Here is a 15,151-nt window from a genome sequence, read left to right as displayed (position 1 = left end):
CCCGCACGGCTGGCCCCGCAACCGGGCCGCTAGCGACGGGCGGTGACCGTGCTCTCCACCGCGAACAGTTGCTCCTCCACATGGTCGAGCGCCAGCCGGAGCGCGCCCGTCGCGATAGCCGCCTCGCCGAGAATGGACTGTTCCACCAGGGGCGGGCGCAGGCAGTAGCGGGCGAGTTCCGTACGCAGCGGGTCCAGCACCCCGTCCAGCCCGGCGGCCCAGCCGCCCACCACGACCAGCTCCGGGTCGAGCGCGAGCACCAGCGCCGTCACGTCGTGCACCAGGCGCCGGATGAACCGCGACACGGCCGCCCGCGCCCCGGCGTCGCCCGCCCTGGCCAGCGCGAACACGCGGGCCACCTGCTCCTCGTCCAGCGGGTGCAGCGGCTCCCCGGTGGTGGACAGGACCTCCTCCGGCGGCGCCTCGCCGCCCAACAGGTGCAGCGCCCCGATCTCGCCGGCCGCGCCGCCGAAGCCGCGGTGCAGCCGGCCACCGATCAGCGCGCCGGCCCCGGGGCTCAGCCCGGCCAGGACGAAGACGACGTCGTCGGAGCGGGTCGCGGCGCCCTGCCAGTGCTCGGCGACGGCCGCCGTGTTCGCGTCGTTCTCCACCAGGACCGGGCAGCGGAACGAGCGGCGCAGCCGGTCGCCCAGCGGCAGCCCGGTCCAGCCGGGCAGCGCGGTGCTGAGCGCCACGTTGCCCTCGGCGTCCACGATGCCGGGGCTGCCCACGCCGACCGCGCGCAGCGAACTGCGCGCCACGCCCGCGCGCTTCAGCAGGTCGGCCACGGCCCCGCGCATCCGCTCCAGCCGCTCGTCGGCCGAGGCCGTCACGGTGACCTCCCGGGACACCGAGCCGAGCAGCCGGCCGTCGAGGTCGGACAGGAGCGCCGAGACGCGGTGCGGGCCGATCTCGATGCCGCACAGGTGCCCCGCCTCCGCGCGGAAGCGGAACCTGCGCGCCGGGCGTCCCTGCCGGCGGGCCTCGCCCTCCTCGGCGGGCGTCTCCACCACCAGACCGCTGTCCGTCAGCCCCTCGACCACTCCCTCGACCGTCGGGCGCGAAAGCCCGGTGACCCGAACCAGATCCGTGAGGGTCGCGGACTCCACGGTCCGCAGCGCGTGCAGCACCACGGCGGAGTTGATCCGCCGCAGCAGTGACGGGTCCCCGCCGGTGAGCCGCCCCAATCCGGTCTCCCTACCTGTGCGTGTTTGCCGGATCGTATCTGTTGACGCCTCTCCCGGCGACCTCTCCAGCGGCGCCACAATCAGCCATCTCACCCGCCACTGGGCCCACTCGCGTGCCAGGCGGCGGCCGGGGCGGCTCAACGCGGCGCGACGAACCCCGACTCGTACGCGGCGATCACCGCCTGGGTGCGGTCGCGGGCGCCGAGCTTGCCGAGCACCGCGCTGACGTGCGTCTTGACCGTCTCGATGCCCACCACCAGACGCCCGGCGATCTCCGCGTTGGACAGGCCGCGCGCCATCAGCCGCAGCACCTCCTCCTCGCGGGCCGTCAGCGCGGCGCGCTCCATGGTCGCGCGGGCGCGAGCGTTGCCGTGCGCCGCCGCCAGCGACCGCACGGCGGCGGGGAACAGCAGCGAGTCGCCCGCGGCCACCAGCCGCACCGCGTGCACGATCTCGGCCGGCCGGGCGCGCTTGAGCAGGAAGCCGTCGGCTCCCGCGCGCAGCGCCTCGTAGACGTACTCGTCGTTCTCGAACGTCGTCACCACGAGGATCTTCGGCGGATCCGGCACCGAGCGCAGCACGGCCCGCGTCGCCTCGATGCCGTCGAGCAGCGGCATCCGCACGTCCATCGCGACCACGTCCGGGCGCAACTCGCGCACCAGGGGCAGCACCGCGGCACCGTCCGCGGCCTCGCCGACCACCTCGATGTCCGGTTGCGCGCTGAGAATCGCGTGCAGCCCGGCCCGTACGAGCTGTTCGTCGTCGACGAGGAGGACGGTCACCGGCATGCGAACACCCTAGTCCGCGGGTTCGACCGACCCCGCTCGCCCCTCACGGGAGCCGGTCCAGCGGCAGCCGTACGTACACCCGCCACCGGCCGTCCGCCGGCCCGGTGTGCGCCTCGCCACCGAGCAGCGCGGCCCGCTCCCGGATGCCGCGCAGCCCGCTGCCGCCGCCCGAACCGCCGGTCCGGGCGGCGTCCGCCGCCGGCAGCGGGTTGCGGATGTCCAGTTCGAGTTCCGCGTCCCGGGCCGCGACGCGCAGCGCGACCGGCACCGGGCCGGCGTGCCGCAGCGCGTTGGTCAGCGCCTCCTGCACGATGCGGTAGCCCTCCCGCGACAGCGGCCCCGGCACCCGCTCGACGGCCCCGGTCACCTCGGCGTCCACCGGAGCGCCGGCCGCCCGGGCCGACTCGACGAGCCGCTCCAGCTCGGTGAGCGCCGGGCGGCGGGGCGCGTTCGCCGAGTCCGGGTCGTCCTGCCGCAGCAGCCGCAGCACCCGTTCCAGGTCCTCAAGGGCCCGCCGACCGGTGTCCTCGATGGCCGCGAGCGCGCGCTCGGTGAACTGTGCCGAGCCCGCCGCGCGCGCCGCCCCCGCCTGCACCACGGCGACGGTGAGCGCGTGGCCGATCGAGTCGTGCAACTCCCTGGCCAGCCGGTTGTGTTCCAGCAAGCGCTCCGTACGCTCCTCCAGCGCCGCCAGCCGCTCCTCGCTCGACGGCGCCAGCAGCCAGCGCGCCGCCTGCGCCACCGCGGCCCCCACGCCCACCACCAGCGCGGCCAGTGCGACCACCGGCAGTGGCGTCAACAGCACCCACCACCCACCTGGCCCGGTGACCAGCCGCACCGAAAGCCCCGGCAACCACACCGTCGCCACCAGCACCGCCGTCCCCGCCAACACCCGCACCAGCAGCCACAGCGCGGTGTGGCCGCGCTCGGCCCAACCGCGCGCGGGCGCCACCGAGATGCCCGGGTCGGCCGGCCCCGGCGCGCGCCGCCCGCCCGGCGAGTCCCGCCGCCCCGCCCCATCCCCGCTCCGGGAGCCGCCCTCGCCGGAGGTGGCCGACGGCCGGCCGGGGACGAGCATCAGCCGGGCCTGCAGGCCCTCGGCCGACCGCACCGCCGGGACCAGGCTCAGCGCGAGCAGGATCGGCACGGGCAGCACCAGGAAGCCGGCCCAGCTCAACGGGCCCGCCGCCGAGGTGCCGGGAAAGACGAACAGGCAGATGGACGCGAAGACCCCACTGACGAGCAGATGCAGCCAGCGCGTGTAGGTCTCGGCCCGCGCCAACGGCCTGAACAGGGCGTTCATCAGGTTCACCGGCACATCCTGCCAGCGCGAGGCGCCCGCCGAATCCCCCGCCAGGGGGAGGAGCGACCCGCGCGCGGGGGAGGCACCGGATGCCGCCCAGCCGGCAGCGTGGCGGCATGACCTCGATCGACGTACGGGACCTGCGCAAGGACTACGGCCCCATCCGCGCCGTGGACGACGTCACCTTCACCGTCCAACCCGGACGGGTCACCGGTTTCCTCGGGCCCAACGGCGCCGGCAAATCCACCACCCTGCGCATCGCCCTCGGCCTGGACCGGCCCACCGCTGGCCAGGTGACCATCGGCGGCCGGCCCTACCGCTCGGCGCCCAGGCCGCTGCGGCTGGCCGGCGCGCTGCTGGACGCCGGGGCCGCGCTCGGCGCCCGTACCGCCCGGGACCACCTGCGCTGCCTCGCGTACAGCAACGACATCCCGCACCGGCGGATCGCCGAGGTGCTCGCCGAGACCGGACTCGATGCCGTCGCGCGGCGCCGCGTGGGCACCTTCTCGCTCGGCATGCGGCAGCGGCTCGGAGTCGCCGCCGCGCTGCTCGGCGATCCGCCCGTGCTGATGCTGGACGAGCCGACCAACGGCCTCGACCCCGAGGGCATCGTGTGGATACGGGAGTTGCTGCGCCGCCTGGCCGCCGACGGGCGCACCGTGCTGGTCTCCAGCCATCTGATGGGGGAGACCGCCCGCACCGCGGACCACCTCGTCGTCCTCGGCCGCGGCCGGCTGCTCGCCGACACCCCGATGACCGCCTTCATCGCCGCGCACAGCAGCCCGCGGGCGTACCTGCGCACCACCGAACCCGAGCGGCTGCGCGACGTGTTGGCCTCGGTGGGGCTCGCCGGCGCGCCGGACGGCGACGGGCGCTGGTGTCTGCCGGACATCACGGCGGCCCGCGTCGGCGAACTCGCGGCGGCCGGCGGCGTACCGCTGCTCGAACTCACCGACGGACAGGTCTCGTTGGAAGAGGCGTACCTGCGTCTGACGGCCGACGCCACACAGTACGCCGCCGCCCGCAACCCCGCGACGGGAGGCTGAACCATGAACGTCACCTCGGTACTGCGCTCGGAATGGGCCAAGGTCCACACCGTGCGCGCCACCCTCATCGCCCTCGCCTGCGTCCCGCTGGCCACCGCCGGCTTCTCGGCCCTGGCGTGCGCCAGCCACGAACCGGGCGACGGCGCGGCCGACTTCGACCCGGTCCACTCCTCCTACTTCGGCCTGGGCTTCGGGCAACTGGCCGCGCTCTGCTTCGGCGTGCTGGTCGTCACGGGCGAGTACAAGGGCGGCGCCCTGCGGATGTCGTTGGCGGCGGTGCCGCGCCGCGGGCTGTTCTACGGCTGCAAGCTCGCCGTCGTCGGCGGTCTCGGGCTCGCGGTGGGCACCGCGACCGGCCTCGTCTCGTTCCTGGCCGGTCAGGCGCTGCTCGGCGAGTACGGAGTGGGCCTCGGCGCCCCGGGCGCGCTGCGCGCCGTCCTCGGCTGCGGGCTCTACCTCGGCCTGATCACCGTGCTGGCCACGGGCGTCGCCACCGTGCTCCGCGGCCCGGTGGCCGCCCTCGGCCTGCTGGTCCCGCTGCTCACCTTCGTCCAACCCGTGCTGGGCACCAGCTCGCCGGTGTTCCGGGTGACCCGGTTCCTGCCGGACGCGGCCGGCCAGGGCGTCCTACACACCACCCCCTGGGCGGGGCTCGGCCCCTGGTCGGGCCTCGCGGTCCTGGCCGGCTGGACCCTGCTCCTGGCGGCGGCGGGTTGGCGGGCCCTGGAGCGGCGGGACGCCTGAGCCCGCCCGGAGCGCGGCGTACGACAGCCGGCCGCGTGCCCCCGCTGACAGGTGGGCGGCGGGGCGCGGTCGGGCTCAGTCGCTCGCGGCGGCGCGCAGCCGGCCGTACTCCTCGGCCATGGTCTCCAGGCTCCAGTGCGCGTTCAGGCCACTCGGGTTGGGCAGCACCCACACCCGGGTGTCGCCCAACGAGGCGTCCTGCGGGCCGACTTGGGCCTTGCGGTCGTCGAAGGCCACCCGGTAGGCGGTGACGCCGACGACCGCGAGCCACGCCGGCCGCAGGCGGGCCACCTTCTCGCGCAGTATCCGCCCACCCTCGCGGTACTCGTCGGCGCCCAGCTCGTCGGCGCGCGCACTGGCCCGGGCCACCACGTTGGTGATGCCGAGCCCGTACGTCAGCAAGTCCCGCTCCTCGTCCGGGCGCAGCCGCCGTGGCGTGAACCCGGAGGCGTGCAGGACCGGCCAGAACCGGTTGCCCGGGCGGGCGAAGTGGTGGCCGGTCGCCGCCGACATCAGCCCCGGGTTGATGCCGCAGAACAGGACGCGCAGCCCCGGCGCGACCACGTCGGGCACGACGCGGTCGCGGGCGGCGGCCAACTCCTCGGGACTCACGCGGCGGCCGGCGGGGCTCAGAGGATCGACCCCGGCGCGTACCCGGCGGCCTCCGGGTACCGCCTGGTGATCTCCTCGACGCGGGCCACCACCGAGGCCACCTGGTCCGCGGCGGCACCGGTGAACGAGAGCTTGTCGGCCATCAGGGCGTCCAGCGCGGCCCGGTCCAGCGGAAGGCGCTCGTCCGCCGCGAGGGTGTCCAACAGCTCGTTGCGCTCGGCGCCCCGCTCGCGCATGGCCAGCGCCGCCGCCACCGCGTTCTCCTTGATCGCCTCGTGCGCCTCCTCACGGCCCACGCCCGCCCGCACGGCCCCCATCAGCACCTTGGTGGTGGCCAGGAAGGGCAGGTAGCGGTCGAGTTCGCGGGCGACGACGGCCGGGAAGGCGCCGAACTCGTCCAGCACCGTCAGGAACGTCTCCAGCAGGCCGTCCAGCGCGAAGAAGGCGTCCGGCAGCGCGACGCGGCGCACCACCGAGCACGACACGTCGCCCTCGTTCCACTGGTCGCCCGCCAGCTCGCCGGTCATCGACGCGTAGCCGCGCAGGATCACCGTCAGGCCGTTCACCCGCTCACAGGAGCGCGTGTTCATCTTGTGCGGCATCGCGGACGAGCCGACCTGGCCCGGCTTGAACCCCTCGGTGACCAGCTCGTGGCCGGCCATCAGCCGGATCGTCTTGGCGATCGACGAGGGGGCGGCGGCCACCTGCACCAGGGCCGTGACCACCTCGTAGTCCAGGGAGCGCGGGTAGACCTGGCCGACGGAGGTGAAGGCGCTCCCGAAGCCGAGGTGCCCGGCGATGCGCTGTTCGAGCTCGGCCAGCTTCGACGCGTCGCCGCCGAACAGGTCGAGCATGTCCTGCGCGGTGCCGACCGGGCCCTTGATGCCGCGCAGCGGGTAGCGGTCGAGCAACTCCGTGAGGCGCGCGAAGGCCACCAGGAGTTCGTCGGCGCCGGTGGCGAAGCGCTTGCCGAGCGTGGTGGCCTGCGCCGCGACGTTGTGCGAGCGACCGGCCATGACCAGCTCGGCGTGCTCGGCCGCCAGCGCGGCGAGCCGGGCGAGCACCGCGACCACGCGGTCGCGCACCAGCTCGAGCGAGAGCCTGACCTGCAACTGCTCGACGTTCTCGGTCAGGTCCCGGGACGTCATGCCCTTGTGCACCTGCTCGTGCCCGGCCAGCGCGTTGAACTCCTCGATCCGCGCCTTGACGTCGTGCCGCGTGACCTTCTCGCGCTCGGCGATCGACTCCAGGTCCACCTGCTCAAGGACCCGCTCGTAGTCGGCGATGGCGGCGTCCGGCACCTCGATGCCCAGGTCCTTCTGGGCGCGCAGCACGGCCAGCCACAGCCGCCTCTCCAGCACCACCTTGTGTTCGGGGGACCACAGGAGGGCCAGCTCCGCCGAGGCGTAGCGGCTGGCCAGGACGTTCGGGATGCGCGGCTTAGCAGTCACGGACGCACAGTCTACTGGCGGTATCCGCAGGCCAGCGCCGCGCCCTCGGCGGCCGGCATCCCACGCGGGGCGCGCCGTCGGGGCGCGTCGGGTCAGCCGCCCGGTGCCGAGCGGGCGTCGGGCGCGTCGCCCGCGCCGCGCACCGGCAGCGCGAGGGGCAGCAGCTCGCCCCGCTTGGGGGAGCGGCCGTCGCCCGACGAGCGGCCGGTCAGCCGCCGGCCGATCCAGGGCACCAGGTGCTGCCTGGCGAACCGCAGGTCAGCGCCGCGCCGGGAGCGCCAGCCGGGCAGCACCGGCGGCGGCAGCGGCTCGCGCCAGTCGTACGTGGCCGGCAGGCCGATCGCCTGCCAGACGGCCTCCGCGACCCGCCGGTGCCCCTCGGTGTTCAGGTGCAGCCGGTCGTCGGCCCACATCCGTGGATCGCCCAGTACCGGCGCCCCGAACAGATCCACGACCGCCGCCCCGTGCCGCGCGGCCAGGGTGTCGATGTGCGCGTACAGCCGCTCCATGCGTGAGCGACCCCGCTCGAGGAGCGGTCCGTGCCGGCCGGGGCTGTGCATCAGGACGAGCTGGCGGCACCGGGGGGCCAGCAGCTCGACGGCCTCCTCCAGGCGGGCGGCCACCAGCCCTATGTCGCACTTGGGGCGCAACACGTCGTTCAGCCCGCCGACCAGCGTCACCAGGTCGGCGTCCATCGCCGCGGCCGGCCGGGCCTGGTCGTCGACGATCTGGCCGATCAGCTTGCCGCGCACGGCGAGGTTGGCGTAACGGAAGTCCGGCACGCGGGACGCGAGCCGCGCCGCGAGGAGATCGGCCCAGCCGCGGTAGGTGCCGTCGGGCAGTTCGTCGGACATGCCCTCGGTGAAGGAGTCGCCGACCGCGACGAAACTGGAGTACGTGGCGTTCATCTGCATGGCGAGGGCGATCATATCGACAGGCCGGCAACGGTGACCGGGCCCGGTCACCGGTCACGGCCGACCCGCCAGTCCGCCTTCCTTCCGCTCGCGGCCCGGCCGCGCCGTCGGCGCGGCGGTGCCCCACAGACACAGGAGACCACCGGATGTCCGAGCGCCTGACCGCCGACCAGATCAGGGCCGACCAGCTTGACGCCCTCCACGAGCGCGCGGCACGCGCCGCCCGGCCCGCCCACGGCGCACCCGAGGCTGACTCTGCCGGGGCGGCCTCCGCCGGGGCGGCCGACGGCGCGCTGTGGGAGGCGGCCCGCGCGGCGGTGGCCTGGCTCGACGCGGCCAACACCACCCGCGACCGCGCCGAGGAGACCGCCCTGCGCCTGCTGAAGCTCACCGAGGAGACGGGCGAGGTGATGAACGCCTACACCGGGCTGACCGGCCACAACCCGCGCAAGGGCGTCACCCACGAGCGCGCGGACGTCGCGGCGGAGCTGTGCGACGTGATCCTCACGGCCGCCGTGATGCTGCACGAGTTCAGCGACGACCCGGCCGGCACGCTCGACGCGCACGTCCGCGGCGTCACCGAGCGCATGCGCGCGGGGGCCGACGAGCGCCCCTGAGCCGCCGGTCGCCGTGCCTGCCACACGGGCCGGACCGGTTCGGAATCCGGACCGGTCCGGCTGACGGGGCCGGCCCGGACCTCGCCGAGGCCCGGGCCGGCACCCGGCTACGTGCTGGGCGCCGGGCCCACCAGTTCCCGCAGCACGTCCTCCATGGTCACGAGCCCGGCCAGCCGGCTGTGCTCGTCGATGACGGCGGCCAGGTGCGTGCTCGTACCCCGCATGGCCGTCAGCACGTCGTCGAGCGGCGTCGCGGCCCGCACGCGGGCGATGGGCCGCAACTGCTCGGTGCGGAAGGCCACGTCCCGGGGACGGGCGTCCAGGGCGTCCTTCACGTGCAGGTAGCCCAAAATGCGCCCGCCCTCGTCGATGACGGGGAAGCGCGAGAACCCGGACTTGGCCGACAGGGTCTCCAACTGCTCGGGGGTGACCCCCAGCCGCGCCGTGACCACCCGGTCGACGGAGAGCACGACGTCCCGCACCGGCCGGCGGCCCAGCTCCAGCGCGTCGCGCAGCCGCTCGGTGGCCCGGTCGTCAAGCAGCCCGGCCTCACTGGAGTCCGCGACCATGCGCGCCAGGTCGGCGTCCGAGAACGACGCCGCCACCTCGTCCTTGGGCTCCACGCGCAACAGCTTGAGCAGCGCGTTCGCGAACGCGTTCACCGTGAAGATCACCGGCCGCAGCGCCCGCGACATGGCCACCAGCGGCGGGCCGAGCAGCAGCGCCGAGCGCACCGGCTCGGCCAGCGCGACGTTCTTCGGCACCATCTCGCCGAAGAGCATGTGCACGTACGTCGCCACCGCCAGCGCGATCACGAAGGCGATCGGGTGGGTCAGCCCGTCCGGCACGCCGACCGCGTGGAAGACCGGCTCCAGCAGGTGCGCGATGGCCGGCTCGGCGACGATGCCGAGCACCAGCGTGCACAGGGTGATGCCGAGCTGTGCCGCCGCCATCAGGGCCGACACGTGCTCAAGCCCCCACAGCACGCTGCGCGCCCGCCGGTCGCCCTGCTCGGCGTGCGGTTCGATCTGGCTGCGGCGCACCGAGATGAGGGCGAACTCGGCTCCCACGAAGTACGCGTTGACCACCAGCGTCAGCAGGCCGATCAAGAGTTGGACCGCGATCATCGACGGGTCTCCTTCCGCTGCCGCGTGGCGTCGAGGGACGCCGCACCGTGCCCGGGGCGCGTCCGGCGACCGGGGCCCTCGGCCGCGGCCGACTCCGCTGCCGTGTCCAGGGCGGTGGGCCGGTCGGCCCGGTCGGCGTGGTGGTCATGGTGGTGGCCGCCGGCGCGCCGCCAGCCGCGGTGCGGCCGGTCCCGGCCGCCGTCCGCGCCGCGCAGGCGGGAGCCGTCGTCGTCCGCGTCGGCCTCGTCGGTCGCGGAGGCCAGCGGCGCGCGCAGCCGCACGCTCGCGGCGCGGCGCCCGGAGGCGTCCGTCACCTCAAGCTCCCAGCCGGCCACGACCAGCTCGTCACCCCGGGCCGGGATGCGTCCCAGCTCGGTGGCGACCAGGCCGGCCAGCGTCTCGTACGGGCCTTCCGGCGCGCGCAGCCCGATGGTCCGCAACTGGTCGGTGCGGGCCGCGCCGTCCGCGTCGTACAGGGCCCGGCCCTCGGGGTCGGTGCCGCGTGCGGCCAGGTCGGGGGTCTCCAGCGGGTCGTGCTCGTCCCTGACCTCGCCCACGACCTCCTCGACGATGTCCTCCAGCGTGACCACGCCGGCCGTGCCGCCGTACTCGTCGATGACGACGGCCATGGTGCGCTTGCCGGAGAGGCGGTCCAGGAGCCGGTCCACGGTCAGCGACTCGGGCACCAGCAGCGGGTCGCGCAGCAGCGCGGACACCGGGTGGCGCGGCCGGCGCTCGGCCGGGATGGCCAGGACGTCCTTGATGTGGGCGACCCCGACGACGGTGTCGAGGTTGCCGCGGTAGACGGGGAAGCGGGACAGGCCGGTGGCCCGGGTGGCGTTGGCGACGTCCTCGGCGGTGGCCTGCACGTCGAGCGCCATGACCTGGACCCGGGGCGTCATCACGTTCTCCGCCGACAGCTCGGCCAGGTTCAGCGTGCGGACGAAGAGTTCCGCGGTGTCCCGGTCGAGTGCGCCCTGGCGGGCGGAGTGCCGGGCGAGCGCGACCAGCTCCTGCGGGCCGCGCGCCGACGCCAGCTCCTCGGCCGGCTCCAGCCCCATCCGGCGCACCATGCGGTTGGCCGTGTTGTTCAGGTGCGAGATCAGCGGGCGGAAGGCCGCGCTGAAGATCCGCTGCGGGGTGGCGACCCGCTTGGCCACCGGCAGCGGCTTGGAGATCGCCCAGTTCTTGGGGACCAGCTCGCCGACCACCATCAGCACCAGCGTGGACAGCACGGTGCCCAGCACCAGGGCGAAGGAGTTCACGGCCGACGAGGGCACCCCCACGGCCTCCAGGGGGCCGCCCAGCAGGGCCGCGATCGACGGCTTGGCCAGCATGCCGACGATCAGGTTGGTGACGGTGATGCCGAGCTGGGCGCCCGAGAGCTGGAAGGTGAGGCCGCGCACGGCCTGGAGGGCGCTGTGCGCGCCGCGCTCGCCGCGGTCCACGGCCCGCTCCAACTCGGCGCGCTCGACCGTGGTCAGCGAGAACTCCGCCGCGACGAAGGCTCCACAGGCCAGCGACAGGAGGAGCGCCACGGCCAAGAGCAGCACTTCGATCATCGGGTCACCTCCGTCCCATGGTCGGACAGGAACAGAGGGATCGCGCGACAGCGGCTACTGGGAGGCTCGCCCATGGGCGGACGCTCACACCTTTCGCAGGAGGGTTTTACGGACAGAGGATCGAACACCCATCGTAAAGGATCGGCAAAGCGGCAGACACGGGCCGTGATCAGTAACACCAGAGAAGCCCCCGCCACCCGCCACTCACCGTTCCCCGACCGACCGATCGACTCCGGGGCGCCGCGTGCTGCCGTACGGCCCCGAGCGGTCCGGGTACCCGCCCGGCCCGGCGCCATGCGAAGACCGGGCCGGGGCGGCGACGGGGGCACGGCCGACGGCGCGGGCCCACCGCGGCGCGGGCCCGCCCGGCGGCGTGGCGCCCGGGTGCGACGGGTGGGCCCGAGACGCCCGGGGCTCAGCCCTCGCGCAGCTCGGCGATGACCTTGCCGAACTCCTCCGCGTAGGGGTCGAGCACGGTGAAGTAGGTGAAGCCGAACCGCTCACGGTGGGCCCGTACCTGTTCGGCGATCTCCGCGACCGTGCCGGCCAGCAGCGCCGGGTGCTCCAGCACCTGGTCCTCGGTCAGGCCGCCCGTGTGCGGGGCCAGCGCCGCCGCGGCGGCGCGGCGGTCGTCGGTGATCACCACCTGCTGGACCAGGTAGTTCAGCTCGGCGGGCGCCTCCCGGTCGGCGGCGAACGAACGGTAGGCGGCCACCCGCTCCTCCAGCGCGTCGGCGCTGATCACCGACAGGGTGCCGGCGGGCGCGTCGGGGGCCTGGCTGGCACCGGTGAACGCCACGGTCTCGGCGTGCCGCGCGGCCAGTCGCAGGACACGGTTGCCGTTGCCGCCGAGCAGCACCGGCGGCCGGGGCGACTGCGCGGGGCGCGGCCGCTGCTCGGCGTCGGTCAGGAGCCGGTCCAGTTCGGTCAGGGTCCGCTCCAGGTGGTCCACGCGCTCGCGCGGGGAGCCCCACGGCAGGGCGGCGGCGTCGTTGACGTAGCCGGTGCCGAGCCCGAGCTCCAGCCGACCGCCGGTGAGCTGGTCGCAGGTGGCCACCTCGCGGGCGAGCAGCGCCGGGTTCCAGAACCCGGCGTTGAGCACGAAGGTGCCGACCCGCGGGCGTTCGGTGGCCTCGGCGGCGGCGATCAGGGCGGGGAAGGGGGCGGGCATGCCGAGGTGGTCGGGGACCAGCAGGACGTCGTAACCGAGCGCCTCGGCGCGTCGGCACTTGTCCCTCCACGCCTCGCCGGTCTCTATCGTGAGCATGTTGACGCCGAAGCGGAACGGGTGGGTCATCAGCGGCCTCCTCGATCACGGGCAGTGGGTACGTTTCTACCCCCGGTCGACTCCCGCTGACGCCCCGCACCCGCCGCGCCCGGCCGCGTACCGCGCCCGCCGCCCGCGCGACGGTCGGTCGGCCCGCGCCTGCCGCGCGGGCCGGCCGCCCCACCCCCTCGGGGAGCGCGCTCAGCCCGCGCGCTGACCGGGTGGCGGCCCGCCGCTGTCGCCCGGAGCACTCGGCGTACCCGGCGTACCCGGCCGTTCGTCGTCGGCGGGCAGCGCCGGCCGCCGGGCCACGCCCAGCACGCACGAGCTGGTCGGCAGGGGGAGGCCGCGCTCGGGCACGCGCAGCCGCCGTTGAATGTCGATCTCGAACCCGGCCCGGCGCACCTCGGCCACGATCTCGCGGCTGGTGTGGCAGCCACCGCACAGGGCCGGCCACACCGTACGGTCCAGCGCCCGCTGGGTCAGCGCCATGGCCCGCCCCCGGGCCCGGCCGTGCTCCAGGAAGCGCAGCTCACCGCCGGGGCGCAGCACGCGGCGCAACTCGCCCAACGACCGGCGCAGGTCCTGCACCGAGCAGAGCACCAGCGCCGTCACCGCCGCGTCGAACGCCTCGCTCTTGACCGGCAGTGCCTCCGCCCGCGCGGGCACCACGTCCACCGGGACGTGCGCGCGCAGCGCGGCCGTGACCGCGAGCCGGCGCAGGTGGCTCTCCGGTTCGATCGCCACCACCTCGGCGACCTGGCGTGGGTAGCGCGCGAAGTTCAGGCCGCTGCCCGCGCCGATCTCGATGACCCGTCCGGTGAGGCCGGCGAGCAGTTCGTCACGCAGCGCCCCGAGCCCCGCCCGCTCGTCGGCCAGCGGCGCGAGCCGCGCGTAGGAGCGGGCGAACAGCGGGTGGTGGACGGGTTGGTGACGGACGTCGCGGCTGCGTCCACGCATGGCGGTGATGTCCCTTCCTCTGTCTCCCCGGGCGGGTACACGGCCAGCGTGCCCCGGCAGCCCCGGCGCGCACCGCCGTGCGGCGAAGTGCACCCGCGCGGGCGCGGCTTGAGGGGCCCGAGCGCGGCGCGGTACGGGGTGACGCGCGGGAGGACAGGGGTGGGCGCGGACGTGACGCGCGGGCGAGTGCGCCGTGCCACGCGCCGGCAAGCCCCGCCCCGACGGCGGAAACCGGCCGCTTTCCGGCACGGGTGCGCTGGTCACACCGGTCGTACGTGATTCTTCCAACACCGCGTCAAGGGCTGGGCCGAGCTGTCCCGTTGTGACGATGCCTGATGAGATAGGACGGTGCCCGTCGATCCGGATCTCGTGTCGGCGGGCGGCCACCATCAGGGATCGCAGCACGACCTAGGAACGAGGGCAGCCATGAGCACCACGGAATCCACGACCGACGACCTGTGGGTCCGGCGCTTCCATCCCGTAGCCGACAGTCCGCACCGCGTGGTGCTCCTGCCGCACGCAGGAGGGTCCGCTTCCTTCTTCTTCCCCTTCTCCAAGGCGCTCGCCGAGACCACCGACGTGCTGTCGGTGCAGTACCCGGGCCGCCAGGACCGGCGTGCCGAACCGCCGTTGGAGAACGTGGGCGACCTGGTCGACGCGATCTACGCGGCGCTCGCGCCCTGGGCGGACCGCCCGCTGGTGCTCTTCGGCCACAGCATGGGCGCCGTGCTCGGCTTCGAGCTGGCGCGCCGCTTCGAGCGGGACGGCAACGTCCACCTGCGCGGCCTGATCGCCTCCGGGCGGCGGGCGCCGATCACCTTCCGGGACGAGAACGTCCACCAGCGGGGCGACGACGGGCTGATCGCCGAGATCCGCGCGCTCAGCGGGACCGACTCCGGACTGCTGGCCGACGAGGAGTTGCTGCGGATGGTGCTGCCGGCCATCCGCGCCGACTACACGGCCATCGAGACGTACCGGTGTGACGTGGACGGCAGCACGCCGGTGCTGCACTGCCCGATCAGCGTGCTCACCGGCGAGTCGGACCCGCGGGTCAACCTCGGCGAGGCCAAGGCGTGGGCGAAGCTGACCGACGGCGGCTTCACCCTCCGTACCTTCTCCGGCGGCCACTTCTTCATCACCCCGCAGCAGGAGCGGGTGGTGGCGGCCATCGCCGAGGACGTCGAGGCCTTCGCCAACCTGGCCGTTGGCTGACCCCGACCAACCCGCGAGGCGCCACGGCCGCCCGACCGGTTCGGACGGCGAAGCCGGCGGCGGCAGGTCGCGCCGGGCGGCGGCGGGGGCGACGCGCTCCCGCCGCCGCCCGGGCCGTACGTGACTGGCGCGTTGCCGCCAGCCGACGGGACGCTTCCGCCAGCGGAAACCGCGCATTGCGGGCGTATGCGGACGGCGGGTCGAGGGGACTTCATCAACGCGTTACACCGTCGAAGGCGTGGTGTCATAGTGATCGCAGAGGCTGACGTTACTGAACTGGCCCGGCCACGGCCGGGATAGACGGCGGCACTCTGCGCCATCCGGTCCTCCCCCCACGATCCGACCAGGACGGGACCACACA

At 74.8% G+C, this 15,151-nt stretch carries 14 protein-coding genes; 4 read left to right on the top strand and 10 right to left on the bottom strand.

Going from position 1 to position 15,151, the window contains the following annotated elements; translation table 11 throughout:
- Nucleotides 1-29: 29 nt before the first annotated feature.
- From OYE22_RS01450 to OYE22_RS01440, 3 genes are all read right to left on the bottom strand, one after another.
- Nucleotides 30-1,187, bottom strand: coding sequence for an ROK family transcriptional regulator (locus OYE22_RS01450; protein WP_277318672.1), 1,158 nt, complete (start codon nucleotides 1,185-1,187; stop codon nucleotides 30-32).
- A gap of 137 nt (nucleotides 1,188-1,324) precedes the next feature.
- Nucleotides 1,325-1,975: a response regulator transcription factor gene (locus OYE22_RS01445; RefSeq protein ID WP_277318671.1), complete on the bottom strand. Its 651-nt coding sequence runs from the start codon at nucleotides 1,973-1,975 to the stop codon at nucleotides 1,325-1,327.
- 43 nt (nucleotides 1,976-2,018) lie between these two features.
- A complete protein-coding gene (locus OYE22_RS01440) occupies nucleotides 2,019-3,278 on the bottom strand; it encodes a histidine kinase (RefSeq protein WP_277323937.1) in 1,260 nt (419 codons plus the stop codon).
- A 116-nt stretch (nucleotides 3,279-3,394) separates the two neighbouring features.
- On the opposite strand from OYE22_RS01440, the gene OYE22_RS01435 reads away from it, so the two are divergent.
- Nucleotides 3,395-4,324, top strand: coding sequence for an ATP-binding cassette domain-containing protein (locus tag OYE22_RS01435; protein ID WP_277318670.1), 930 nt, complete (start codon nucleotides 3,395-3,397; stop codon nucleotides 4,322-4,324).
- 3 nt (nucleotides 4,325-4,327) lie between these two features.
- The gene (locus tag OYE22_RS01430) at nucleotides 4,328-5,068 is read left to right on the top strand and encodes an ABC transporter permease (RefSeq protein WP_277318669.1); all 741 of its coding nucleotides are present in this window, start codon (nucleotides 4,328-4,330) and stop codon (nucleotides 5,066-5,068) included.
- A gap of 75 nt (nucleotides 5,069-5,143) precedes the next feature.
- On the opposite strand, the gene mug is transcribed toward OYE22_RS01430, so the two are convergent.
- The 3 genes from mug to OYE22_RS01415 all read right to left on the bottom strand — a co-directional run bounded on the left by mug (nucleotide 5,144) and on the right by OYE22_RS01415 (nucleotide 8,045).
- Nucleotides 5,144-5,680 (bottom strand): G/U mismatch-specific DNA glycosylase, encoded by a 537-nt coding sequence (gene mug, locus OYE22_RS01425; RefSeq protein ID WP_277318668.1) that lies wholly within the window; start codon nucleotides 5,678-5,680, stop codon nucleotides 5,144-5,146.
- Nucleotides 5,681-5,697: 17 nt separating this feature from the next.
- The gene (gene purB / locus OYE22_RS01420; RefSeq protein ID WP_277318667.1) at nucleotides 5,698-7,131 is read right to left on the bottom strand and encodes an adenylosuccinate lyase; all 1,434 of its coding nucleotides are present in this window, start codon (nucleotides 7,129-7,131) and stop codon (nucleotides 5,698-5,700) included.
- Nucleotides 7,132-7,223: 92 nt separating this feature from the next.
- The gene (locus tag OYE22_RS01415; protein ID WP_277323936.1) at nucleotides 7,224-8,045 is read right to left on the bottom strand and encodes an SGNH/GDSL hydrolase family protein; all 822 of its coding nucleotides are present in this window, start codon (nucleotides 8,043-8,045) and stop codon (nucleotides 7,224-7,226) included.
- A 146-nt stretch (nucleotides 8,046-8,191) separates the two neighbouring features.
- On the opposite strand from OYE22_RS01415, the gene OYE22_RS01410 reads away from it, so the two are divergent.
- A complete protein-coding gene (locus OYE22_RS01410; RefSeq protein ID WP_277318666.1) occupies nucleotides 8,192-8,662 on the top strand; it encodes a MazG-like family protein in 471 nt (156 codons plus the stop codon).
- Between the two features lie 107 nt (nucleotides 8,663-8,769).
- Here OYE22_RS01410 and OYE22_RS01405 read toward each other — a convergent pair whose 3' ends face one another.
- The 4 genes from OYE22_RS01405 to OYE22_RS01390 all read right to left on the bottom strand — a co-directional run bounded on the left by OYE22_RS01405 (nucleotide 8,770) and on the right by OYE22_RS01390 (nucleotide 13,578).
- Nucleotides 8,770-9,789 carry a hemolysin family protein gene (locus OYE22_RS01405; protein ID WP_277318665.1) on the bottom strand — a complete coding sequence of 340 codons (1,020 nt, stop codon included), beginning with the start codon at nucleotides 9,787-9,789 and terminating at the stop codon, nucleotides 8,770-8,772.
- Nucleotides 9,786-11,351: a hemolysin family protein gene (locus tag OYE22_RS01400; protein WP_277318664.1), complete on the bottom strand. Its 1,566-nt coding sequence runs from the start codon at nucleotides 11,349-11,351 to the stop codon at nucleotides 9,786-9,788. Before OYE22_RS01400 ends, OYE22_RS01405 begins: the two co-directional genes overlap by 4 nt.
- 415 nt (nucleotides 11,352-11,766) lie before the next feature.
- Nucleotides 11,767-12,648 (bottom strand): LLM class F420-dependent oxidoreductase, encoded by an 882-nt coding sequence (locus OYE22_RS01395; RefSeq protein ID WP_277318663.1) that lies wholly within the window; start codon nucleotides 12,646-12,648, stop codon nucleotides 11,767-11,769.
- 171 nt (nucleotides 12,649-12,819) lie between these two features.
- Nucleotides 12,820-13,578: a class I SAM-dependent methyltransferase gene (locus OYE22_RS01390; RefSeq protein ID WP_277318662.1), complete on the bottom strand. Its 759-nt coding sequence runs from the start codon at nucleotides 13,576-13,578 to the stop codon at nucleotides 12,820-12,822.
- 426 nt (nucleotides 13,579-14,004) lie between these two features.
- Between OYE22_RS01390 and OYE22_RS01385 the strand changes: the two genes are divergently transcribed.
- Nucleotides 14,005-14,790 carry an alpha/beta fold hydrolase gene (locus OYE22_RS01385; protein ID WP_277318661.1) on the top strand — a complete coding sequence of 262 codons (786 nt, stop codon included), beginning with the start codon at nucleotides 14,005-14,007 and terminating at the stop codon, nucleotides 14,788-14,790.
- The last annotated feature ends 361 nt before the right edge of the window (nucleotides 14,791-15,151 follow it).

The organism is Streptomyces sp. 71268 (genome assembly GCF_029392895.1).
GTDB lineage: Bacteria > Actinomycetota > Actinomycetes > Streptomycetales > Streptomycetaceae > Streptomyces.
This window is presented reverse-complemented; position numbering and strand designations above follow the sequence as displayed.

What these genes read in the sequence shown, in the direction of transcription:
- OYE22_RS01405 (WP_277318665.1), bottom strand. Translation starts at nt 9,789, where the DNA reads ATGATCGCGGTCCAACTCTTGATCGGCCTGCTGACGCTGGTGGTCAAC.
- OYE22_RS01435 (WP_277318670.1), top strand. Translation starts at nt 3,395, where the DNA reads ATGACCTCGATCGACGTACGGGACCTGCGCAAGGACTACGGCCCCATC.
- OYE22_RS01385 (WP_277318661.1), top strand. Translation starts at nt 14,005, where the DNA reads ATGAGCACCACGGAATCCACGACCGACGACCTGTGGGTCCGGCGCTTC.
- OYE22_RS01390 (WP_277318662.1), bottom strand. Translation starts at nt 13,578, where the DNA reads ATGCGTGGACGCAGCCGCGACGTCCGTCACCAACCCGTCCACCACCCG.
- OYE22_RS01410 (WP_277318666.1), top strand. Translation starts at nt 8,192, where the DNA reads ATGTCCGAGCGCCTGACCGCCGACCAGATCAGGGCCGACCAGCTTGAC.
- OYE22_RS01445 (WP_277318671.1), bottom strand. Translation starts at nt 1,975, where the DNA reads ATGCCGGTGACCGTCCTCCTCGTCGACGACGAACAGCTCGTACGGGCC.
- OYE22_RS01430 (WP_277318669.1), top strand. Translation starts at nt 4,328, where the DNA reads ATGAACGTCACCTCGGTACTGCGCTCGGAATGGGCCAAGGTCCACACC.
- OYE22_RS01395 (WP_277318663.1), bottom strand. Translation starts at nt 12,648, where the DNA reads ATGACCCACCCGTTCCGCTTCGGCGTCAACATGCTCACGATAGAGACC.
- OYE22_RS01415 (WP_277323936.1), bottom strand. Translation starts at nt 8,045, where the DNA reads ATGCAGATGAACGCCACGTACTCCAGTTTCGTCGCGGTCGGCGACTCC.
- OYE22_RS01440 (WP_277323937.1), bottom strand. Translation starts at nt 3,278, where the DNA reads ATGAACGCCCTGTTCAGGCCGTTGGCGCGGGCCGAGACCTACACGCGC.
- OYE22_RS01400 (WP_277318664.1), bottom strand. Translation starts at nt 11,351, where the DNA reads ATGATCGAAGTGCTGCTCTTGGCCGTGGCGCTCCTCCTGTCGCTGGCC.